Origin of the sequence: Mycobacterium sp. NPDC051804, from assembly GCF_044452905.1 — a bacterium.
In the GTDB taxonomy this organism is placed as follows: Bacteria; Actinomycetota; Actinomycetes; order Mycobacteriales; family Mycobacteriaceae; genus Mycobacterium.
The window spans coordinates 455,837-477,306 of the sequence record NZ_JBITCD010000004.1; the positions used below are offsets into that span (position 1 = coordinate 455,837).

The 21,470-nt window shown below is 65.8% G+C and carries 27 protein-coding genes and 1 pseudogene; 22 read left to right on the forward strand and 6 right to left on the reverse strand.

The window, feature by feature from the left end; translation table 11 throughout:
• Nucleotides 1-5 precede the first annotated feature (5 nt).
• Nucleotides 6-707 carry a hypothetical protein gene (locus ACIA48_RS17625; protein ID WP_396734031.1) on the forward strand — a complete coding sequence of 234 codons (702 nt, stop codon included), beginning with the start codon at nt 6-8 and terminating at the stop codon, nt 705-707.
• Entirely contained in the window at nt 707-1,585 is an 879-nt protein-coding gene (locus ACIA48_RS17630; protein ID WP_396734033.1) for a formylglycine-generating enzyme family protein, read from the forward strand. Before ACIA48_RS17625 ends, ACIA48_RS17630 begins: the two co-directional genes overlap by 1 nt.
• A gap of 19 nt (nt 1,586-1,604) precedes the next feature.
• Here the strand turns inward: ACIA48_RS17630 and ACIA48_RS17635 are convergent.
• A pseudogene (locus tag ACIA48_RS17635) lies at nt 1,605-2,441 on the reverse strand (DMT family transporter); the annotation flags it as partial.
• Between the two features lie 286 nt (nt 2,442-2,727).
• Between ACIA48_RS17635 and rplN the strand changes: the two are divergent.
• From rplN to ACIA48_RS17705, 14 genes are all read left to right on the forward strand, one after another.
• Nucleotides 2,728-3,096, forward strand: coding sequence for a 50S ribosomal protein L14 (gene rplN, locus ACIA48_RS17640; protein ID WP_014209128.1), 369 nt, complete (start codon nt 2,728-2,730; stop codon nt 3,094-3,096).
• A complete protein-coding gene (gene rplX, locus ACIA48_RS17645; RefSeq protein ID WP_396734036.1) occupies nt 3,097-3,414 on the forward strand; it encodes a 50S ribosomal protein L24 in 318 nt (105 codons plus the stop codon).
• A 1-nt stretch (nt 3,415) separates the two neighbouring features.
• Nucleotides 3,416-3,991 (forward strand): 50S ribosomal protein L5, encoded by a 576-nt coding sequence (gene rplE / locus ACIA48_RS17650; RefSeq protein ID WP_396734039.1) that lies wholly within the window; start codon nt 3,416-3,418, stop codon nt 3,989-3,991.
• Between the two features lie 4 nt (nt 3,992-3,995).
• Nucleotides 3,996-4,181 (forward strand): type Z 30S ribosomal protein S14, encoded by a 186-nt coding sequence (locus tag ACIA48_RS17655; RefSeq protein ID WP_067804051.1) that lies wholly within the window; start codon nt 3,996-3,998, stop codon nt 4,179-4,181.
• Nucleotides 4,182-4,265: 84 nt separating this feature from the next.
• Nucleotides 4,266-4,664: a 30S ribosomal protein S8 gene (gene rpsH, locus ACIA48_RS17660; RefSeq protein ID WP_396734044.1), complete on the forward strand. Its 399-nt coding sequence runs from the start codon at nt 4,266-4,268 to the stop codon at nt 4,662-4,664.
• A gap of 15 nt (nt 4,665-4,679) precedes the next feature.
• On the forward strand, nt 4,680-5,219 hold the full coding sequence (gene rplF, locus ACIA48_RS17665; protein ID WP_396734047.1) for a 50S ribosomal protein L6: 540 nt from the start codon (nt 4,680-4,682) through the stop codon (nt 5,217-5,219).
• A gap of 2 nt (nt 5,220-5,221) precedes the next feature.
• Nucleotides 5,222-5,629, forward strand: coding sequence for a 50S ribosomal protein L18 (rplR, locus tag ACIA48_RS17670; RefSeq protein WP_396734050.1), 408 nt, complete (start codon nt 5,222-5,224; stop codon nt 5,627-5,629).
• A gap of 34 nt (nt 5,630-5,663) precedes the next feature.
• Complete coding sequence (gene rpsE, locus ACIA48_RS17675; RefSeq protein WP_396734053.1) at nt 5,664-6,335, forward strand: 30S ribosomal protein S5; 672 nt, start codon at nt 5,664-5,666, stop codon at nt 6,333-6,335.
• Between the two features lie 3 nt (nt 6,336-6,338).
• Complete coding sequence (gene rpmD / locus ACIA48_RS17680; protein ID WP_396734056.1) at nt 6,339-6,518, forward strand: 50S ribosomal protein L30; 180 nt, start codon at nt 6,339-6,341, stop codon at nt 6,516-6,518.
• Nucleotides 6,519-6,520: 2 nt separating this feature from the next.
• Nucleotides 6,521-6,961 carry a 50S ribosomal protein L15 gene (gene rplO / locus ACIA48_RS17685; protein ID WP_396734058.1) on the forward strand — a complete coding sequence of 147 codons (441 nt, stop codon included), beginning with the start codon at nt 6,521-6,523 and terminating at the stop codon, nt 6,959-6,961.
• A 120-nt stretch (nt 6,962-7,081) separates the two neighbouring features.
• Nucleotides 7,082-7,429: a DUF732 domain-containing protein gene (locus ACIA48_RS17690; RefSeq protein WP_396734061.1), complete on the forward strand. Its 348-nt coding sequence runs from the start codon at nt 7,082-7,084 to the stop codon at nt 7,427-7,429.
• A gap of 62 nt (nt 7,430-7,491) precedes the next feature.
• Nucleotides 7,492-9,282, forward strand: a complete 1,791-nt coding sequence (gene sppA, locus ACIA48_RS17695; RefSeq protein WP_396734063.1) for a signal peptide peptidase SppA — start codon at nt 7,492-7,494, stop codon at nt 9,280-9,282.
• A gap of 77 nt (nt 9,283-9,359) precedes the next feature.
• Nucleotides 9,360-10,142, forward strand: coding sequence for an SDR family NAD(P)-dependent oxidoreductase (locus ACIA48_RS17700; protein WP_396734066.1), 783 nt, complete (start codon nt 9,360-9,362; stop codon nt 10,140-10,142).
• A complete protein-coding gene (locus ACIA48_RS17705; RefSeq protein WP_396734068.1) occupies nt 10,139-11,425 on the forward strand; it encodes a zinc-binding dehydrogenase in 1,287 nt (428 codons plus the stop codon). The genes ACIA48_RS17700 and ACIA48_RS17705 overlap by 4 nt, the downstream gene beginning before the upstream one ends.
• Here the strand turns inward: ACIA48_RS17705 and ACIA48_RS17710 are convergent.
• Together ACIA48_RS17710 and ACIA48_RS17715 are read right to left on the reverse strand one after the other, a co-directional pair.
• A complete protein-coding gene (locus ACIA48_RS17710; protein ID WP_396734071.1) occupies nt 11,373-12,029 on the reverse strand; it encodes an L-fuculose-phosphate aldolase in 657 nt (218 codons plus the stop codon). The genes ACIA48_RS17705 and ACIA48_RS17710 overlap by 53 nt on opposite strands.
• A complete protein-coding gene (locus ACIA48_RS17715; protein WP_396734074.1) occupies nt 12,026-13,003 on the reverse strand; it encodes an NAD(P)-dependent oxidoreductase in 978 nt (325 codons plus the stop codon). Before ACIA48_RS17715 ends, ACIA48_RS17710 begins: the two co-directional genes overlap by 4 nt.
• A 30-nt stretch (nt 13,004-13,033) precedes the next feature.
• Here ACIA48_RS17715 and ACIA48_RS17720 point away from each other — a divergent pair, with 30 nt between their 5' ends.
• Nucleotides 13,034-14,359 (forward strand): FGGY-family carbohydrate kinase, encoded by a 1,326-nt coding sequence (locus ACIA48_RS17720; RefSeq protein ID WP_396734076.1) that lies wholly within the window; start codon nt 13,034-13,036, stop codon nt 14,357-14,359.
• Here ACIA48_RS17720 and ACIA48_RS17725 read toward each other — a convergent pair.
• Genes ACIA48_RS17725 through ACIA48_RS17735 form a run of 3 tightly spaced genes read right to left on the reverse strand, consistent with a single transcriptional unit; the run spans nt 14,356 to nt 17,110 of the window.
• Nucleotides 14,356-15,255: an SAM-dependent methyltransferase gene (locus ACIA48_RS17725; protein ID WP_396734079.1), complete on the reverse strand. Its 900-nt coding sequence runs from the start codon at nt 15,253-15,255 to the stop codon at nt 14,356-14,358. The genes ACIA48_RS17720 and ACIA48_RS17725 overlap by 4 nt on opposite strands.
• Nucleotides 15,256-15,260: 5 nt before the next feature.
• Nucleotides 15,261-16,178, reverse strand: coding sequence for an SAM-dependent methyltransferase (locus tag ACIA48_RS17730; protein ID WP_396734081.1), 918 nt, complete (start codon nt 16,176-16,178; stop codon nt 15,261-15,263).
• A complete protein-coding gene (locus tag ACIA48_RS17735; RefSeq protein WP_396734084.1) occupies nt 16,175-17,110 on the reverse strand; it encodes a class I SAM-dependent methyltransferase in 936 nt (311 codons plus the stop codon). The genes ACIA48_RS17730 and ACIA48_RS17735 overlap by 4 nt, the downstream gene beginning before the upstream one ends.
• A 274-nt stretch (nt 17,111-17,384) precedes the next feature.
• On the opposite strand from ACIA48_RS17735, the gene secY reads away from it, so the two are divergent.
• From secY to ACIA48_RS17760, 5 genes are all read left to right on the forward strand, one after another.
• Nucleotides 17,385-18,722 (forward strand): preprotein translocase subunit SecY, encoded by a 1,338-nt coding sequence (gene secY / locus ACIA48_RS17740; RefSeq protein WP_396734087.1) that lies wholly within the window; start codon nt 17,385-17,387, stop codon nt 18,720-18,722.
• On the forward strand, nt 18,719-19,267 hold the full coding sequence (locus ACIA48_RS17745) for an adenylate kinase (protein ID WP_396734090.1): 549 nt from the start codon (nt 18,719-18,721) through the stop codon (nt 19,265-19,267). Before secY ends, ACIA48_RS17745 begins: the two co-directional genes overlap by 4 nt.
• Nucleotides 19,268-19,273: 6 nt before the next feature.
• Nucleotides 19,274-20,071 (forward strand): type I methionyl aminopeptidase, encoded by a 798-nt coding sequence (gene map / locus ACIA48_RS17750; protein ID WP_396734093.1) that lies wholly within the window; start codon nt 19,274-19,276, stop codon nt 20,069-20,071.
• 130 nt (nt 20,072-20,201) lie between these two features.
• Nucleotides 20,202-20,726 (forward strand): sigma-70 family RNA polymerase sigma factor, encoded by a 525-nt coding sequence (locus tag ACIA48_RS17755; protein WP_396734096.1) that lies wholly within the window; start codon nt 20,202-20,204, stop codon nt 20,724-20,726.
• Entirely contained in the window at nt 20,723-21,457 is a 735-nt protein-coding gene (locus tag ACIA48_RS17760) for an anti-sigma factor family protein (RefSeq protein ID WP_396734099.1), read from the forward strand. The genes ACIA48_RS17755 and ACIA48_RS17760 overlap by 4 nt, the downstream gene beginning before the upstream one ends.
• Nucleotides 21,458-21,470: the final 13 nt, after the last annotated feature.

Consider the following 21,470-nt stretch of genomic DNA (forward strand, 5'->3'; position numbering starts at 1 on the left):
TGCCAATGAGAACAAGATCTGCCGTGCTCGCCGCCCTGTGCATGGCGACCCTGGTGGTGTCGGCCTGCGCCAAGACCAGTGAGGGCGAGCCCGTTGCCGACGAGGTGGACGCGGTCACCACGTCGACCTCGCCATCCGCCGAGACATCGACGCAGACAACGAGGGCCATCCCGACGCCGGAGGCCGATCTCACCGAACCCGGTGTCGTGCCCACCACCCGGACCGAGGTGGCACCTGGCACCGTCACCTGTGCGGGTCCCGAGGGGGCTACGGCCGCGGTCGCGGATGCCGGAGCGCCAAAGATCACGGTCGTCCTGCCGCAGGGTTGGTCGACGGAACCGGGCGAGGGCGACGTCGGCGCGAAACTGACTGGCCCCGACGGTGTTTGGGCGACAGTCACGATTGCCAAGACGACGTTGGACCCGGCGGCGGCGTTCAAAAAGTATGCCGACGATGCGATGGCGGCCTCCGCTGTGAGCAGCGTCAGCGTGCTGCCGGCCGACCTCTGCGGGTACAGCGGCCAGAAGCTGCTCGGCTCCTGGGCGGATACGCCCGAGCAGGCGGTGGAATTCGGCGACCGCGTCGCGCACGTCTGGACGAACTCCGGCGACTACTTGGTGGCCGTGCACGTACAGGGACCCGCCGGCGCCGGGTTCGATCCGTTCACCTCGCCGATGATGGACGATTTCGCCATCGAAATACCCTGATGCTCACCGGGCTCGTCGAGCTTGCGGGTGGGTCGTTTCGAATGGGCTCGACGCAGTTCTATCCGGAAGAGGCGCCAGCACACACCGCGACGGTGGCCGCGCTCGCGGTCGAGCGCCATCCGGTGACGAACGCGCAATTCGACGAATTCGTCACTGCCACTGGATATCTCACTGTTGCCGAGCAGGCCATTGACTCTGCGTTGTATCCCGATGTGTCACCCGACGATCTCGCGCCGGGCGCGTTGGTGTTCCGACCGACGAGCGGCCCGGTCGATTTGAGGGACTGGCGTCAGTGGTGGACCTGGGTGCCCGGGGCGAATTGGCGGCACCCGTTCGGTCCCGACAGCTCGATTGGGGATCGGCTCGATCACCCGGTGGTGCAGATCGCCTATCCCGATGCCGCGGCGTATGCATCATGGGCCGGCCGACGGCTGCCGACGGAGGCCGAATGGGAGTACGCCGCCCGCGCGGGCGCCACCACCACCTACTCGTGGGGTTCTGACGTCTCACCGGACGGACGCCTGATGGCCAACACGTGGCAGGGCCGATTCCCCTACCTCAACGAGGGCGCGAGCGGCTGGGTCGGCACGTCGCCGGTCGGAACGTTCCCGGCGAACGCCTTCGGCCTCGTCGACATGATCGGCAACGTGTGGGAGTGGACGACCACCGAGTTCTCGGCCCATCACCGGCTGGACGGAAAGAAGAGCTGCTGCACCCCAGCCAAAATTGCTGACCCCACGGTGAATCAGACCCTCAAGGGCGGATCGCATCTGTGTGCGCCCGAGTACTGCCACCGGTACCGTCCCGCGGCGCGCTCGCCTCAGTCACAGGACAGCGCGACGACTCATATCGGGTTCCGTTGCGTGGCTGATCTATAGCATTCGCCAGGCCGACGATCCCGGCGCCGACCAGCAGTCCCGACACCGCGATCGCCACGATGACCGCCGGGTTGCGCGGGGCGGCGGCGTCGAACGCGATGATGCCGAGCACGAAGCTGACGATCGGATTGGTGACACTCATGGCGGCAACTGCGGGCGGTAGTGGCCCGCTGGCAAAAGCGAGCTGTACCAACACCATTCCGCATATCGCGGTCGCCGCGAGCGCGTAGATCGGCCAGTTGAGCAGCATCGCGCCGACGCCTCCGTGGTACAGATCCTCGACGGTCAACTTGAGGAACACCGCGTTGAGGGCGTGACACAGGCCGGCCGCGATACCGACGAGCACACCGGCCAGCGGCGGGACGGTGCGTCGGCTGAGCTGCCGCAGGATCACGACGAGGCTGACCACGCACAGCGTCGCGAGCAGGATGCGGTGCCGATGCGGTTGGCCGTTCAGCGGCGACGCCTCGACCGTGAAGAGCAGCACCAGGCCACCGCACACCGCAAGGACCGACAGCCAGTCGCGCGTCGACGGCCAGCGGCGCTGTTCACCGGACGCGAGCGACAGGACGAACAACAGTTGTGCGGCCATCAAAGGCTGAACGCTGGCCACTGATCCGACCTTGAGCGCCGCCGCCTGCGTGCCCACCCCGGACAGGTTCGTCAGCCATCCGATGAGCCAGGTTCGGCTGTGCAGCAGGCGGCCGAACAAGTGCTGGACTCCCGAGGCGCCGCGCAGCGATGCGGTGTTGGACCCGACGACGGCGCGGGCGGCGCGTTGTTGCAGGAACGCCGACAGCGCGAACAGGAAGGAAGCCGTCAGGGCCAGCGCGGTGACGGCGGCCATGGTCCTCATGGTGACCGAGGTAGATACGCCCAGGTGAACGCCTGCATAATGCCAGGTTGTGGCGGTGTGACCATGGCGTCGGCCCTCCGCATTGGCGTGACCAGCAGCGATTTGGTTCTGCGCAGGTCCTCACCTAGAATCAACGGGTTGCCTTGGGCAGACCTCGGATCTCTGACAAGAAATCCCTGCGTGCTCTTCGGTGACAGCAAGACCGCGCACGTCGGGTCACTGGTGGGCTGTGCCCACCAGATGTTCAGGCCTGCCGTACGTTCAAATACCAGGTCGAGGAGTTCGAGTGATTCAGCAGGAATCGCGGGTGAAGGTCGCCGACAACACGGGTGCCAAGGAGATTTTGTGCATCCGCGTGCTCGGTGGCTCGGGACGGCGCTACGCCGGCATCGGCGACATCATCGTGGCGACCGTCAAGGACGCCATCCCCGGAGGCAACGTCAAGCGTGGTGAGGTCGTCAAGGCCGTCATCGTGCGCACCGTCAAGGAACGGCGCCGCGCCGACGGCAGCTACATCAAGTTCGACGAGAACGCCGCCGTCATCATCAAGGCCGACAACGACCCGCGCGGGACGCGCATCTTCGGACCCGTCGGCCGCGAACTGCGCGAGAAGCGCTTCATGAAGATCGTCTCGCTTGCCCCGGAGGTGTTGTAAGTGAAGGTCCACAAGGGCGACACCGTTCTGGTTGTCTCCGGTAAAGACAAGGGCGCCAAAGGCAAGGTCCTGCAGGCGTATCCGTCGCGGGACAAGATCCTCGTCGAGGGCGTCAACCGGATCAAGAAGCACACGGCGATCTCGCGCAACGAGCGCGGCGCCCAGTCCGGCGGCATCGTCACGCAGGAAGCGCCGATCCACGTGAGCAACGTGATGGTCGTCGATTCCGACGGCAAGCCGACCCGCGTCGGGTACCGCACGGACGAAGAGAGCGGCAAGAAGGTCCGCATCGCCAAGACCAACGGCAAGGACATCTAGAGTGACTTCTGGAACTAGCACTGAAGAAAAGACCGTTCCCCGGCTCAAGCAGCGCTACCGCGAAGAGATCAAGGACGCGCTGCTGAAGGAATTCGGCTACGCCAACGTCATGCAGATCCCCGGCGTGGTGAAGGTTGTCGTCAACATGGGCGTCGGTGACGCCGCCCGCGACGCCAAGCTGATCAACGGTGCGGTCAACGACCTGGCGCTCATCACCGGCCAGAAGCCGGAGATCCGCAAGGCCCGCAAGTCCATCGCACAGTTCAAGCTGCGTGAGGGCATGCCGATCGGTGCGCGCGTGACGCTGCGCGGCGACCGGATGTGGGAGTTCCTCGACCGCCTGACGTCGATCGCGCTGCCGCGTATCCGCGACTTCCGCGGGCTGAGCCCCAAGCAGTTCGACGGCACCGGCAACTACACCTTCGGGCTCAACGAGCAGTCGATGTTCCACGAGATCAACATCGACGACATCGATCGCCCCCGAGGTATGGACATCACCGTCGTCACGTCGGCGACGAACGACGACGAAGGCCGCGCGCTGCTGCGTGCACTTGGCTTCCCGTTCAAGGAGAACTGAGCAAATGGCAAAGAAGGCTCTGGTCAACAAGGCCAACAAGAAGCCCAAGTTCAAAGTCCGCGCCTACACCCGGTGCAGCAAGTGCGGTCGCCCGCACGCGGTTTACCGCAAGTTCGGGCTCTGCCGTATCTGCCTGCGCGAGATGGCGCATGCCGGCGAACTGCCCGGCGTCCAGAAGTCCAGCTGGTAACAGCCAACAACTACAGACCACATCAAACAGGTTGCGGTAGGCCCTAACTAGGGGAACCGCCGCGAGGAAGGTGAACCGGCTGTCATGACCATGACGGATCCGATCGCAGACTTCTTGACACGTCTGCGCAACGCCAATTCGGCGTACCACGACGAGGTGTCGCTGCCGCACTCGAAGATCAAGGCGAACATCGCCGAGATCCTCAAGAGCGAGGGCTACATCACCGACTACCACACCGAGGATGCCCGGGTGGGCAAGTCGCTTGTGGTGCAACTGAAATACGGCCCGAGCCGTGAACGCAGCATTGCGGGACTGCGCCGGGTGAGCAAGCCCGGTCTGCGCGTCTACGCGAAGTCCACCAATCTGCCGCGCGTGCTCGGCGGTCTGGGCGTGGCGATCATCTCCACGTCGTCAGGTCTGCGAACCGACCGCCAGGCCGCCCGAGAGGGCGTCGGCGGCGAAGTCCTCGCGTACGTGTGGTGAGGGGGAACTAGAGCCATGTCACGAATTGGAAAGCAACCCGTCCTGGTTCCGTCCGGGGTCGACGTCACGATCAACGGCCAGAACGTGTCGGTCAAGGGTCCCAAGGGAACTCTTGAGCTGGCAGTGGCCGAACCGATCCGGGTGTCGCGCGACGACAGCGGCGCCATTGTGGTGGCCAGGCCGGACGACGAGCGGCGCAACCGCTCGCTGCACGGACTGTCGCGCACCCTGGTGGCCAACCTCGTCACCGGTGTCACCGAGGGCTACACCATCAAGATGGAGATCTTCGGCGTCGGCTACCGCGTGGTGGCCAAGGGCAGCAACCTCGAGTTCGCTCTGGGTTACAGCCATCCGGTGCTGATCAACGCCCCCGAAGGCGTGACGTTCGCAGTGGAGACACCGACGAAGTTCTCGATCACCGGCATCGACAAGCAGAAGGTCGGCCAGATCGCGGCGAATATCCGCCGCCTGCGCAAGAGCGATCCCTACAAGGGCAAGGGCATTCGCTACGAGGGTGAGCAGATCCGCCGCAAGGTCGGAAAGACAGGTAAGTAGAAATGGCTTCTTCTAAGACTGAGGCGTCGTCACGTAAGCCCGCGGGGCAGAACGTGTCGGAGGCCCGGCGCGTCTCGCGGCTGCGTCGGCACGCCCGACTGCGCAAGAAGATCGAGGGCACGGCCGAGGTGCCGCGCCTGATGGTCAACCGTTCGTCGCGGCACATCCACGTGCAGCTGATCAACGATCTCGAGGGCACGACCGTGGCCGCCGCATCGTCGATCGAGGCCGACGTGCGTGCGGTCGAGGGTGACAAGAAGGCCCACAGCGTGCGGGTTGGTCAGCTGATCGCCGAGCGCGCCAAGGCTGCGGGGATCGAAGCGGTGGTGTTCGACCGCGGTGGCTACACCTACGGCGGACGCATCGCGGCACTGGCTGACGCGGCGCGCGAAGGCGGGCTGAAGTTCTGATGACTGACGTCAAAAGCATGGGAAGGACTGCATGATGGCCGAGCAGGCTGGCGCCGCTCCGGCGCAGGACAACCGCGGTGGCGGTCGCGGAGACCGTGACGGGCGTGGTCGTCGCGACGACCGCGGCGGCGGGCGTGGCGGCCGCGACAGCGGCGAGAAGAGCAACTACATCGAGCGCGTCGTCACGATCAACCGCGTCTCCAAGGTCGTCAAGGGTGGCCGGCGGTTCAGCTTCACCGCGCTGGTCATCGTCGGCGACGGCAAGGGCATGGTCGGTGTCGGCTACGGCAAGGCCAAAGAGGTCCCGGCCGCCATCGCCAAGGGTGTCGAGGAAGCGCGTAAGGGCTTCTTCCGGGTACCGCTGATCGGCGGCACCATCACTCACCCGGTACAGGGCGAGGCCGCGGCGGGCGTCGTGATGCTGCGTCCGGCCAGCCCCGGTACCGGTGTGATCGCCGGCGGTGCGGCTCGCGCGGTGCTGGAATGCGCTGGCGTGCACGACATCCTGGCCAAGTCGCTGGGCAGCGACAACGCGATCAACGTGGTGCATGCCACCGTTGCCGCGCTCAAGCTGCTGCAGCGTCCAGAAGAGGTCGCGGCCCGTCGAGGCCTGACCGTCGAGGAAGTGGCGCCGGCAGGCATGCTGCGGGCGCGTCGTGAAGCTGAGGCGCTCGCCGCGTCGGCCGCGCGTGAGGGAACGGCTTAAACCATGGCAGAGCTTAAGATCACCCAGGTGCGCAGCACCATCGGTGCGCGCTGGAGGCAGCGCGAAAGCCTGCGTACCCTCGGACTGCGCAAGATCCGGCAGTCCGTGGTGCGTGAGGACAACGAGCAGACCCGTGGACTCATCAAGTCGGTCCACCACCTCGTCGAAGTTGAAGAGGTATAGCGATGACCATCAAATTGCACGACCTGCGCCCAGCGCCGGGGTCGAAGACCGCCAAGACCCGCGTGGGTCGTGGTGAGGGCTCCAAGGGCAAGACCGCTGGCCGCGGTACCAAGGGCACGAAGGCACGTAAGAACGTGCCGGCGATGTTCGAGGGTGGCCAGATGCCAATCCACATGCGGCTGCCGAAGCTCAAGGGCTTCCGCAACCGTTTCCGGACCGAGTACGAGGTCGTCAACGTCGGCGACATCAACAAGCTGTTCCCCAAGGGCGGCGATGTGGGTGTCGACGAGCTGGTGGCTTCGGGTGCGGTGCGCAAGAACACGCTGGTCAAGGTGCTCGGCGACGGCAAGCTGACTGTGAAGGTCAACGTCACCGCTCACAAGTTCAGCGGCAGCGCACGCGAGAAGATCACCTCGGCCGGCGGATCCGCGACCGAGCTGTAGGTCCAGTTGTAGACAAGAGCCCCTGCCGATACGGTGGGGGCTCTTGTGTTCACCGAAGCGGTAACGCATCGGGTGAAGGGTGCGATCTACATTGCGCGTGCCGATAGTTCAGGAGCAGAAATGACCACTGTCCGTCGTGCCATCGCGGTTGCGGTGGTCAGCGCGGGCCTCGCGGTCTTCGGTGGTGCCGCGTCCGCGCACGCCCAGGACGCCGACGAGCAGTTCGAAGAGGCAGTGAGCGCGCTGGGCATCACGACAGGCCCGGAGACGGACGTTCCGGGCTTGGGGCGTCAAGTGTGCGACACGATGACCCATGAAATGGCACGCAACCCGAACCCGCCACCGGTCGTACGCGGCATCGTCAACTCATTGATGAACAGCAACCTGACCAAAAAGCAGGCCGTGGGCTTCCTGCAGGCCTCGGTGACCACCTACTGCCCGCAGTTCAGCCGATACCTCGGGCGCTGACCTGCGCTTCGGTGTTTCGGTCAGCAGGCCGGCGCCTACTTTCGCGTCGGTAGGCTCACAGGATGTTCGCATTTCTGCCCGGCATCCCTGGAATCGACGACCTGCGTGCGCTCGGCAGACGGGTGGACACCGCCCGGCATCACGGCGTCCCCGACGGGTGTGTTCTTGAGCTCGATCTGATGTCAGCGCCACCGGAAACCGGTGGATTCGACCCACTGTCGATGATCACTGGCGGCGATCGACCGATGGTGCTGCGCGATGCTGTCGCCGCCATCCACCGCGCCGCCGACGATCCGCGGGTGGCGGGGCTGATCGCGCGTGTCGAGCTGAGCGCGGCCGCGCCGGGTCCGGTACAGGAACTGCGATCCGCGATCTCGGCTTTCAGCGATGTCAAGCCGTCCTTGGCGTGGGCCGAGACCTATCCGGGCACGCTGTCGTACTACCTCGCTTCGGCGTTCCGCGAGGTGTGGATGCAGCCCTCGGGAACAGTCGGCCTAGTCGGATTCGCCACGAATGCGATGTTCCTGCGCGATGCACTCGACAAGGCAGGCATCGAGGCGCAAGTCGTCGCGCGCGGTGAATTCAAGTCGGTGGCGAACCGTTTCACCGAGAGCGGTTACACCGACTCACATCGTGAAGCCGACACCAGGCTGATCGAAAGTCTGCAAAGCCAGGTGTGGCAGGCCGTCGCCGAATCGCGCCATCTCGAGCCATCCGAAATCGACGCAATCGCCGACAGGGCGCCGCTGTTGCGCGACGACGCCGTGTCCGGCCGATTGGTCGATCGTATCGGATTCCGTGACGAGGCTTACGCACGCATCGGCGAACTCGTTGGCGCACCCGGCATTTCACCCGATGCGGATTCCGGCGACGCGCCGCCCCGGCTGTATCTGTCGCGTTACTCTAGGGCCTCCGCTCCGCGGCCGTCGCCACCCATGCCGCCGGTGCTGGGTCGCAAGGGTAGGCCGACGATCGCTGTCGTCACTGTGGACGGAATGATCGTCAGTGGTAGGGGCGGGCCGCAGGTGCTGCCGATCGGTAATTCGAGTGCAGGTGCCGACACCATTGCCGCCGCGCTGCGGGAGGCCGCGGCCGAAGACGCCGTCTCCGCGGTGGTGCTGCGTGTGGAGAGCCGCGGCGGATCGGCCAGCGCTTCGGAAACCATTTGGCGCGAAGTGACAAGGGTCCGGGACGCCGGCAAACCCGTCGTGGCTTCGATGGGGGCGGTCGCGGCGTCGGGCGGCTACATGGTGTCGATGTCCGCCGACGCGATTGTCGCCAATTCGGGAACGATCACCGGGTCGATCGGCGTCGTAACCGGCAAGTTGGTCGCGCGCGGTCTCAAGGAGCGTCTAGGCGTGGGCTCGGAGTCGGTGCGCACCAACGCCAACGCCGATGCCTGGTCGATCGACCACCCGTTCACCGATGCTCAGCACGCGCATATCGAAGCAACGACCAATCTGTTCTACAACGACTTCATCGAGCAAGTCGCCGAAGGGCGCGGGATGACCGTCGAGGCCGTTGACGCTGTTGCCCGCGGTCGGGTATGGACCGGTGCCGACGCTTTGGAGCACGGGCTCGTCGACGAACTCGGCGGGCTCCGCACCGCGATCAACCGCGCCAAGGTGCTGGCCGGCCTCGATCCCGACGACGAGGTCCGCCTCGTCAACTACCCGGGCTCGTCGCTGATGGACATGCTGAGGCCGAAGTCGTCGTCGCAGCCGGCGGCCGCGTCGGTGCCCGAGGCTCTGGCTGTCCTCGTCGGTCGCTCGGTGGTTGGCGTCCTCAGCCAGGCCGACCGGTCGTTGACCGGCGCCAGTGCGCTCTGGTTGGGCGATTACCGGTTCTCTTGAGCGCCGGTTGGCCACTTATCCCACGGATATCCGGCGAAACGCGTGTCATAACTGGCCATTCGCGCCAATCTTGAGTCGTGGCGTTGTCGACGGCGGGCAAGCGGGTGCTCATTACTGGCGCCTCATCCGGCGTGGGGGCGGCACTGGCCCGCGAGCTTGCCAGACAGGGGGCGGTCGTCGGGCTGATCGCACGCAGGCGCGATCGATTGGCCGAGATACTCATGGACTGTCAGAAGGACGCACCTGACTCGGCGATGTGGGTGGTCGACCTCGCCGACAGCGACGTCATCGGCGCGCTCGCACTGCAGGCGTGGGACACGCTCGGCGGGATTGACGTGTTGGTGAACAACGCCGCGATCCCAAAACGCCGTGTAGTCACCGAATTGGAACCTGACGACGTGGAAGCCGTCATGCGAGTCAACTTCTTCGCACCGATGCGCATGACACTCGCGCTCCTGCCCCACATGCTCGAGCGCGGTACCGGAACGATCGTCAACGTGTCCAGTGTCGGTGGCCGGCTCGGAATTTTCCACGAATGTGCATACTCGGCAAGTAAATTCGCATTATGCGGATGGAGTGAGGCCATGGCCATCGATCTCCACGGGACCGGCGTCTCGGTCAAGTTGATCGAGCCAGGCCCGGTCGACACCGAGATCTGGGATCAACCCGGCAACGAGGACCCGATATACGACGGCCCGAAGAGCAGCGCCGAGGAGGTAGCCGACGGCATAGTCGCGGCGTTGGGTGCCAACGGGTTCGAGCACTACGTACCCGATCTGAAGGCGGTCGTCGATCTCAAGAACTCCGACATCGACACCTACATTGCCGGTGCGGCGTCGGTGGCGCAGGGCCGATCGTGAAGGCGCTGGTGTACGGCGTTGCGCCCGAACCCTTCGAGATCCCCGACGATGCCAACGTTCTGACGAAGAACCTCGCGAATTCGCCAGTCGGATTGCGCGATGTGCCTGATCCCTCTCCCCTGCACGACGATTGGGTGATCACCAAACCGCGCTTGACTGGGATATGCGGATCGGATTCCAAGCAGGTGCTGTTGGACTTCGGCGAGGGCGATACCGACAACGCGATGGCCGCGTTCTGCTCGTTCCCTCAGGTGATGGGTCATGAGGTAGTGGCAGACGTCGTCGCCTTGGGCCCGAAGGCGCGCGGGGTCGAGGTAGGACAGCGGGTCGTGCTGAACCCATGGCTGTCGTGTGCACCGCGCGGCATCGAACCGCTGTGTCCCGCATGCGAAACCGGCGATTACAGCCTGTGCTGGAGCTTCGCCGACGGCGATATCAAGCCGGGCATCCACACCGGTGTCTCGGCCGACGTCACCGGCGGCTATGCCGAGCTGATGGCCGCACACGACAGCATGCTGTTCGCAGTTCCCGACGAGGTGTCCGATGAGGCCGCCGTGTTCGCCGACCCGTTTTCGGTGTCGTTGCACGCGATCACCCGGCATCCGCCGCCGCCGTCAGGCCGCGTGCTCGTGTATGGGGCCGGCTCGCTCGGGCTGAGTGCCGTTACGGTGTTGCGGGCCCTCTATCCCGACGTTTCGGTGGCCGTCGTCGCCAGATTCGACGCGCAGGCCGCGCTGGCCCGCAGGTTCGGCGCGGACTTGGTGCTCGACCACGAACCACGCCTGACGATCCTCGAGGAGCTCGTGGCGTGGGGCGGAGGGCGGCTGCGGCAGCCACTGCAAGGACTGCCGATGGCGTATCCAGGCTCGGTGGACGTCGTCTACGACACCGTCGGCAAGCCGGAGACGTTCGAGGTGGGCGTGCGGGCACTCGCGGCACGAGGCACGTTGGTGAAAATGGGGGTGCACGCGCCGGACCGCTGGGAGTGGAGCCCGCTGTACTTCAAGGAGATCAACTGGGTCGGTTCGAATGCCTTCGGTTTCGAGGAGGTCGACGGTGTGCCCAAGCATGCGATCGCCCACTACCTCGACCTCGTCCGTGACGGGCGAGTGAATCTGCGGCCCATGCTCACTCACACATACCGGCTTGACCAGTGGCGCGACGCGTTCATGGCGATCGCGAACCAGGGTGAAACCGGAGCCGTGAAGGTCGCGATCGACTTGCGCCGGCCTACAAAGGGTTCTGGCGCAGGTAGCCGTACACCGCGGCGAAATTCTGGTTGACCTCGTCGGGGATCGGCACCGGCCCGCCGAGAGCTCTTGCACCCCAGACGATCTGCGCGGTGCGCTCCACGAGTGCGGTGACGTGCAGGACCTTGTCGGGCCGCGGGCCCACCGCGACCAGACCGTGGTTGGCGATGAGCGCCGCCGCCCTGCCCTCCAGTGCCTTCACCGCGTTATTGCCGACGTCGGGTGTCCCCGAGGCCGCGTAATCCGCACACCGGATCTCGCCGCCGCAGTAGACGGCGAACTCGTCGACCGCCGCGGGTATCGACTGGTGCGCGACCGCGAACATCGTCGCCCAGACCGGATGACTGTGGATCACGCTGCCGATGTCGTCGAATGCGCGATAGCACGCCAGATGCAGAGCCATCTCCGTCGACGGGCCGCGGCCGTCCTTGGCCGCCAGCACGCCACCTTCGGGGTCGACGAGCACGAGGTCATCGAGCGTCATGTCGGCGTAGTCCACCGACGACGGTGTGATGACGATGTTGCCGTCCTCGCGCCTGGCTGAGATGTTGCCCGCGGTGCCCTCGACGAGGCCGCGGCGCAGCATGTCCTTGGCGGCGGCGAGCACCGCGTTCTCTGGATCGGCGACGAATCTCACGAGGTCAGCACCTCCGGGTTGACGATGTGCGCGGGCGCGCGTCCGGACAGCAGCGCGTCGAGGCCGTCGGCGACGATCTGCGCCTGCCGTGCCTCAGTGTTCCACGTCGCGCCGCCGATATGAGGTGTGAGCACGACGTTCGTCATGCCCGTGAGCGGATGGTCGACCGGCAGCAATTCGCCGACGAAATGATCCAGCCCGGCCGCGCCGATCTTGCCGCTGCGCAACGCCTCGACGAGCGCATCGGTGTTGTGCAATTGCGCCCGAGCGGTATTGAGGAACACCGCGCCGTCGCGCATCTTCGCGAACTGCTCGGCCCCGATCATCTCCACGGTGTCGTCGGTGACGGGCGCGTGCAGCGAGATGATGTCGGCCGCGGCGAGCAGTTCGTCGAAACCGTGGGTGGCCTCGTCGTTGTACGGGTCGTAGGCGATCACCGTCAGGCCGAGCCCCTGCAGTCGCCACCGCAGCGCCCGCGCGACGGCACCGAGGCCGACCAAGCCGGCCGTCAGCCCAGCGACTTCGGCGGCCCGGAACCGTTGGTAGGGGATGGTGCCGTCGCGAAACACCTCCCCGGAGCGGACGTCCGCATCAGCGGTCAACACCTGGCGGGTTGCCGCGAAGAGCAGCGCGATCGCCATTTCCGCGACCGCGTCGGCATTGCGGCCGGGCGTATTCAGCACCGGTACCCCGGCCGCCGTCGCTCCTGCGACGTCCACGTTGTTGGGATCCCCACGGGTCGATGCCACGGCGCGCAGCGGAACGTCGAATACCGGGCCGCTCACCGAATCGGCTTCCACGACAAGGATGTCGGCGTGCTGTTCAACAGCCCGCTCCGCGAGCTGTTCGGCGGAGTAGATCCGCAACGGGCGCAGCTCGATCCACGGGTCGTAGACGACGTCGACCAATTGGTTCAGCTTGTCGAGTCCCGGCCCGCGCAGCGGTGCGGTCACGAGCGCGCGAAGTCTGCTCACGTTTGGACATGCTGGCGTACGGTGGCGCCCGTGTCAGCCAAAGCCGTGACAATCGGCATCGACATCGGCACGACGGCGGTGAAAGCGGTCGCCGCCGATGAGGACGGTCAGGTGGCGGCACGGGTCCGGATACCGCACCAATTGCGGGTCCCCGCGCCGGATCAGTTCGAACACGACGCCGACGAGGCGTGGCGCCAGGGGCCGTTGGCGGCGCTGGCCGAATTGGACCGGCCCGACGCCGCGGCGGTGGCGGTCACCGCGATGGTGCCGTCCCTGACCGCCGTCGACGAGGACGGGCGTCCGGTGACGCCCGGCCTGCTCTACGGCGATTCCCGCGGCAAGCGGGCCGCCGGTCCGGACACCACATTCCTCTCCGGTGAGGCGGAGGAGTTCCTGCGCTGGACGGTGGGGCAGGCGCCAGGCGCCCATGGTTACTGGCCCGCGACGGCTGTGGCCAATTACGCGCTCGCAGGCGAGGCGGTGATCGACAACTCCACCGCCAGCACCGCTTATCCGTTGTTCGACGGCAACGGATGGAGTGAAGCAGTCTGCGCCGAGTGCGCTACAGCGCCGGCGGCCATGCCGCGTGTAGCGACGACGGGCGTCGCGGCGGGGGAGGTGCGGAACTCCGGCACGGTGCTGGCCGCCGGGGCAGTGGACGCGGTGTGCGAACAGATCGTCGCGGGCGCCGATCAGGACGGCGACGTGCTGGTGTTGTGCGGCACGACCCTGATCGTGTGGGTGACGACGCCGGAGTTCCGTGAGGTTCCGGGGCTATGGACGCTGCCCCACACCGCGCCGGGAAAGCTTCAGATAGGCGGGCCGAGTAACGCGGGCGGTCTGTTCCTCGGCTGGGTGGACCGCCTCGTCGGGCCGGGCGTCGAGACCGATCCGCCACGTGTTCCGGTGTGGTCGCCGTACCTACGCGGTGAGCGCGTCCCGCTGCACGATCCCGATCGCCGCGCTGTGCTCGACGGTCTGGACCTCACCCACGACGGTGCGTCGGTAAGGCGGGCCGCCTACGAGGCATCGGGATTCGTTGTGCGACAGATCATCGAGATGAGCGGCGTGCGGGCGTCACGCATCGTCGCCACCGGCGGCGGAACGCGCGTCGAGCCGTGGATGCAGGCCATCGCCGATGCCACCGGGCTGCCGCTGAGTGTGTCGGGCGTCGCCGAAGGGGCCGCGCTAGGGGCGGCGTTCATCGCGCGGATGGCGGCGGGACTCGAAACCTCGGTCGGCGATGCCGCGCGGTGGGCGTCGGTGGACCGGATCGTCGAGCCCGACCCGGCGTGGGCGACGGCCGTGGGGGACCGCTATGCGAGGTTCCTCGAGCTGGCTGGACTCGGTAGCTAGCGCTTGACCGCGGTCAGGTAGCTCATGTCGCTGAAGAAGCGCGTCACCCCGTCCTCGGGAAACTCGAACCCGTTGGCGGCGTACGCGTCCTGCATCGACTGGGCCGTGACGTCCCAACCCTGCGCCGCCAGGTAGTCGATGACGTCATTGCGCTCGTCTTGGTAGATCAGGTCGGACATCTCGATATCGTGTCCGTACTTCTTGAGCCGGTCGGTGATCTCCTGCGACCTCTCGTCGGAGAACGCGCTGACGTCCGGAATATGCTCGGTGGCGACGCGGCTGCCGGGCGCGCTGAGCTCGTCGATGCGGTCGAACAGCAGGTCCTGAGCGTCGGGCGGCAAGTAGATCAGCAGCCCCTCGGCGATCCACGCTGTGGGCTGTGTCGGGTCGAAGCCGTTGTCCAGCAGTGCTTTCGGCCAGTCTTCGCGAAGGTCGACCGCGATCGGTCGTCGGTCAGCTGCGGGCTCGGCGCCCAGTTGCGCCAGCGTTTCGCCCTTGAATGCGATGACCTCGGGCTGGTCCAGCTCGTAGACATTGGCCCCCGCGGGCCAGGCCAACCGATACGCCCGCGCGTCCAGTCCAGCAGCCAGGATCACGGCCTGCCGGACACCAACGGTGGAGGCATCAGTGAACAATGCGTCGAAATGGCGTGTGCGAACAGCCATTCCCTCCGCCGCGCGGCGCACCTCGAACTGAGGGTCAATGTCGTCGAGCTCGATCTCACCGTCGAGCGCGCGGATGAAGAAGTCCATGCCGACCGCGCGCACCAACGGCTCGGCGTACGGGTCGTAGATGAGTCCCTCGCGGTTGCTCAACACCCGCTGCGCGGCGACCATCGTCGCCGTCGATCCGACGCTGGACGCCAGGTCCCACGAGTCGTTGTCGGTGCGTGCCATGGCTCCTACTTTCGGGTGGCGATGATCGCGAGCGAATCGCGAAGCGGTACAAGGGTTTCGGCGTCGGGAAACTCGCGGCCATACCCGGCGAATACGTCTGGGCGGCGACGGGCGGACACCTGCCAGCCGTGCTCGCCGAGGTACTCGACGACACCATTGCGCTCGCCGTCGTAGAACAACTTCGTGATGTCCATGTCGACGGGCGTGTCGCCCCAGCGCTCCTTCATGTCGTTCAACCGCGCACCGATGCTCGCGGCGGCGTCGGGGTGATACTCGGTGGCCAGCCGACTCCCCGGCGCGCTCAGCGCCGCGATGTCGTCGAACAGCCGGTCCTGCGCGTCCGGGGGTAGATAGACCAGTAGACCTTCGGCACTCCACGCCGTCGGCTGGGTTTCGTCGAAACCGCTGGCGCGCAATGCCTTCGGCCAGTCCTCGCGCAGGTCGATACCGACCGTGCGCTGTTCGGTGGCCGGGGTCGCGCCGATCGATGCCATCGTCACGGACTTGAACTCGATCACCTGCGGCTGGTCGATCTCGTAGATGACGGTCCCATCGGACCAGGACAGCCGGTAGGCGCGCGAATCAAGACCCGACGCCAGGATCACCGCCTGGCGGATTCCCGCGGCGCCCGCGTCGGAGAAGAAGTCATCGAAGAACCGCGTCCGCACGGCGATTGAAGTGGCCAGGAACGCCGGACCACCCGGCTCGCCGTCGTCGGGCAGCTCGACCTCCCCGTCCGCGAGTTTGGTGAAGAAGTCCAGTCCGACCGCACGCACCAGCGGTGCGGCATACGGATCGTCGAACAGCGGCTCGGCCTCCCGACTGGCCACCGCGCGTGCCGCGGCGACCATCGTGGCCGTGGTGCCGACGCTGGACGCCAGATCCCAGCTGTCCCCGTCGGTTCGGCTGTCCGTGCGGCTCATGACTTGAGTGTGCCGGTGACGTACTGCAGTTCACCGAATCGGGCGACGTCCTCGTCCTCCTCGATGACGGGCGGCAGACCGTTCTTACTCAACAGCTGCTTGACGCTCTGCCAGTTGATCTGCCAACCGCGATCGGCCAGGTATGCCGACGCCTCGTTGCGGTCGCCCATGTAGATGAGGTCGGCGAAGTCGAGGTCGAAGCCATGGTCGCGCCACTGCTGCGCCGCATCCTGCATCCGCTCGATCGCCTTCTCGTGGTCGGCAGGGTCGATGCTCGGGGTGCTCTCGACCGCGACGCGACTGCCGACGGCGCTCAGCTCGGTGATGGTGTCGAGCAACTTGTCCTGGGCCTCGGGCGGCAGATAACCCAGCAGGCCTTCCGCGCTCCACGCGGTGGGCTTGCTCGGATCGAACCCGGCGGCGAGCAATGCCGACGGCCAGTCGAAGCGAAGATCCACCGCGACGGTCCGGCGATCGGCGGTCGGTTCGGCGCCGAAATCCGCCAGCGTCTTGGTCTTGAACTCGATGACCTCGGGCTGGTCGATCTCGAAGACCGTCGTACCAGCGGGCCATGCCAGCCGGTACGCCCGGGAGTCGAGGCCCGAGGCCAGGATGACCGCCTGCTGGATACCCGCGGCGCCCGCGTCTGCGAAGAACTCGTCGAAGAACTTGGTCCGGACCGCCATGTTGTCGGTCATCCGGGCCATACCGACAGAAACGTTGTCGGCATCGATGTCCTCGGCGCGCAGTTCGCCGGTGGCCAGCTTGGTGAAGAAGTCGACGCCGACCGCGCGCACCAGCGGTTCGGCGAACGGATCGTTGATCAATGCGTCTTCGGCCGTCGTCGCGATCGCACGCGCGGCGGCGACCATCGTTGCCGTGGCACCCACGCTCGACGCGAGATCCCAGGTGTCGTTGTCAGTCCTAGCCATCATCAGCCCCTAATAAAGAAGTCATTTACTTAGTGGATATAACGAGATGCCGACCACGGTATGTTCCCGACCTGAGAAGGAACTGTGAGTGCCCATCGGGGCAGCAGGATGCAGGGCAAAGGAGCTGCAACTGTTAGTCTCGTAGACTGTTTGACGCGTGACTTCGCAGGCTGCGCGCCTGACGGGGTTGAACATCCGACTTAACCAGAAACCGCTGGTCAGACCAGCCACATTTGCATGCCGCTAGTCACAGGTCGGCTGCGCAGGAGGAAGAGTGCTTTCGGCTTTCATCTCGTCACTGCGGACAGTCGACCTGCGGCGGAAAATCCTCTTCACCATCGGCATCGTCATCCTCTACCGCGTGGGTGCCTCGATTCCGTCGCCCGGCGTCAACTACCCGAACGTCCAGCAGTGCATCGCGCAGGTGAGCGGCGGCGACTCTGGGCAGGTGTACTCCCTGATCAACCTGTTCTCCGGCGGCGCGCTACTGCAGCTCTCGGTGTTCGCGGTCGGCATCATGCCGTACATCACCGCCAGCATCATCGTCCAGCTGCTGACGGTCGTCATTCCACGTTTCGAGCAGCTACGTAAAGAGGGCCAGGCCGGCCAGACGAAGATGACGCAGTACACGCGTTATCTGTCGATCGCGCTGGCCCTCCTGCAATCCACCAGCATCATCGCGCTGGCCGCCAACGGTGGCCTGCTGCAGGGCTGCACGCTGGACATCATCCAGGGCCAGAGCGAAGGCCTGAACATCTTCACGCTCGTCGTGATGGTGCTGGTGATGACCGCGGGCGCCGCACTGGTGATGTGGATGGGTGAGCTGGTGACCGAGCGCGGCATCGGCAACGGCATGTCGCTGATGATCTTCGCCAGCATCGCGTCGGCGATCCCCGGCGAGGGCAAGTCCATCCTGGACAGCCGCGGCGGCCTGGTGTTCACCGCGGTCTGCGTCGCCACCCTCGGCATCGTCGTCGGCGTGGTGTTCGTCGAGCAGGGTCAACGACGCATCCCGGTCCAGTACGCCAAGCGGATGGTCGGCAGGCGGATGTACGGCGGTACGTCGACATACCTCCCGTTGAAGGTCAACCAGGCAGGCGTCATCCCGGTCATCTTCGCGTCGTCCCTCATCTACATCCCGCACCTGATCACGCAGCTGATCACCAGCGGCGACCCGAACGCGTCGAACAGCGGCTGGTCTAGGTTCATCGCCGAGTACCTCACGAATCCCGCTGACCCGGTCTATATCGCGGTCTATTTCGGACTGATCATTTTCTTCACGTACTTCTATGTGTCGATCACGTTCAACCCCGAGGAACGTGCCGACGAGATGAAGAAGTTCGGCGGGTTCATCCCTGGCATCCGTCCGGGCGCACCCACCGCCGACTATCTGCGGTACGTGCTCAACCGGATCACCCTGCCCGGCTCCATCTACCTGGGTGTGATCGCCGTGCTGCCGAACCTGTTCTTGCAGATCGGCAACACCGGCTCCGTGCAGAACCTGCCCTTCGGCGGTACTGCGGTTCTGATCATGGTTGGCGTCGGCTTGGATACGGTCAAGCAGATCGAGAGCCAGCTGATGCAACGTAACTACGAAGGGTTCCTGAAGTGAGAGTCGTTCTACTCGGACCGCCCGGCGCGGGCAAAGGTACCCAGGCGCAGAAGCTCTCCGAAAAGCTCGGCATCCCGCAGATCTCGACCGGGGACCTGTTCCGCAAGAACATCACCGAAGGCACCGAACTGGGTGTCGAGGCCAAGCGTTACCTCGACGCCGGCGACCTGGTCCCGAGCACCCTCACGAATGCGCTGGTCGAGGACCGGATCGAGGACGAGGATGCGGCAGCCGGGTTCATCCTCGACGGCTACCCACGCTCGGTCGAGCAGGCCAAGGCGCTCGACGAGATGCTGAAGAACCACAACACCAAGCTCGACGCCGTGCTCGAGTTCGCTGTCTCCGAGGACGAGCTGTTCACCCGTCTGAAGGCCCGCGGCCGCGCCGACGACACCGAAGACGTCATCCGCAACCGGATGCAGGTGTACCGCGACGAGACCGAGCCGCTGCTGGAGTACTACTCCCACAACAACCTGCAGACCGTCGACGCTGTCGGCGCGCTGGACGAGGTGTTCGCCCGGGCATTACGAGCGCTCGGCAAGTAGTTCGATATGGGTCTGCCTGGGTTGCGGAACCGCCGAGTCGTTCCGCAGCGCACGTCCGCCGAACTCGACGCGATGGCCGCCGCGGGTGCGCTCGTGGCATCCGCCTTGGCCGCGGTCCGCGAGGCCGCCGTCCCTGGCGTGTCCACGTTGGCGCTGGACGAGATCGCCGAATCGGTGATTCGCGATGGTGGCGGTATCCCATCGTTCCTGGGCTACCACGGCTTCCCGGCCAGCATCTGCTCGTCGGTCAATGACCGTGTGGTGCATGGGATTCCGTCCGCGAGCGAAATCCTGGCATCTGGTGATCTGGTGTCTATCGACTGCGGGGCGATCCTCGACGGTTGGCACGGCGACTCGGCGATCACGTTCGGGGTCGGTCCGCTGATCCCCGCCGACGAAGCGCTGTCCGCGGCCACCCGCGAGGCCATGGAGGCCGGCATCGCCGCGATGGTTCCAGGTAACCGGCTCACCGACGTGTCGCACGCCATCGGAAACGAATCAGGCGCCGCCGAGGAGCGGTACGGCCGTAAGTTCGGCATCGTCGCCGGCTACGGCGGGCACGGTATCGGTAAGCAGATGCACATGGACCCGTTCCTGCCCAACGAGGGCGCACCCGGCCGCGGTCCGTATCTGGCGGTGGGTTCGGTGCTGGCCATCGAACCCATGCTCACCCTCGGCACCACAAAGACATTTGTCTGCAAGGACCAATGGACCGTCGCCACCACCGACGGATCGCGCGCCGCGCATTGGGAGCACACCGTGGCCGTCACCGATGACGGACCTCGGATTCTGACGTCGCTCTAGCGCGCGCCCGTGGCCTAACGGGTGGATCGCACGCGCGTGGTGCTAGTAATCAACCCGTTGAGCGCAGTAAGCCGAGTGCCACACTGAACCGAACGATCCGCAACCTCGTATTACCAACGGAGGTTGAAATTTGGACGACCCGGGGTCCGCAGAAGGCCAGGTCATGCGGGTGCTGTATGACGAGCATGCCGCGGCTCTCTGGCGCTATGTCGTGCGGCTCACCGGGGATACAGCTCGGGCGGAGGATGTCGTGCAGGAGACGCTACTGCGTGCGTGGCGCCATCCCGAGGTGACCGACGACAGCGAGCGATCCGCGCGGGCCTGGCTGTTCACCGTCGCGCGTAACCTCGTCATTGACGAACGACGAAGCGCGAGGTTCCGCAGCGAATCGGGTACCCCCGACATGGAACAAGCGGCGGATCACGCGGGGCCTGATGAGGCGGAGACGGCGTTGGACCGCATGTTACTGAGCGAGGCGATGGCCCAGCTTTCCGACGACCACCGGGCGGTCATCAGCCGCGCGTACTACCAGGGCGCTTCGACCACCCAGATAGCCGCCGACCTGCAGATCGCCGAGGGCACGGTGAAATCGCGGCTGCACTACGGGATGCGCGCGCTGCGCCTGCGGCTGCAGGAGATGGGGGTGACACGATGACACTGTTCGGTCTACCCAAAGGCGGCGGTGACCAGGTGGACGACGATCGCTATGCGACGTGGGACGCTGCCTACGTCCTTGGGTCGTTGTCTGACGACGAGCGTGGAGAATACGAGGCGCACCTGCAGACGTGCCCGCGGTGTCGCGCCGCCGTCGAGGAGTTGGGCGAAATCCCGCCGCTGCTGGCCAAACTCGACAAGGCCGACGTCGAGTCGCTCGACGGCGAGCAGTTTGCGCCGCTGCGTCCGCAAATGCTGGATTCGCTGTTGCGTCGCGTCAACGCGAGTCGCAGGCGCTCCCGCTGGATGACCACTGTCGCGCTGACCGCCGCGGCCGCCGTGCTCGCCATCGGACTCGTGCTCGCCATTCGCCCCGATGCTCTGGGCTTCGGGTCCGGTACGGCCCCGATCGGCGGCACCGCGATGGAGATGGCCAAGGTGTCCGAGACGCCGATCAACGCGACCATCAGTCTGAGCGGCTACGGCTGGGGCACCCGCATCGACATGGCGTGTACATACGGCGACTGGGGCAGGCGCGACGCACCGCCGCAGGATCTGGGCATGGTAGTCGTCGGTCGAGACGGCAGCCACAGTCAGATCGCGACGTGGCTGGGGTTGTCCGGCGCGACGGCACTGCCCAGTGCGAACACGCCTCTCCCGATGGAGGAAATCGCTGCTGTGCAACTGGTTTCATCCGATTCAGGCCAGGTACTTCTCGAAAAACAGCTGTGATTCGAGCCACTGG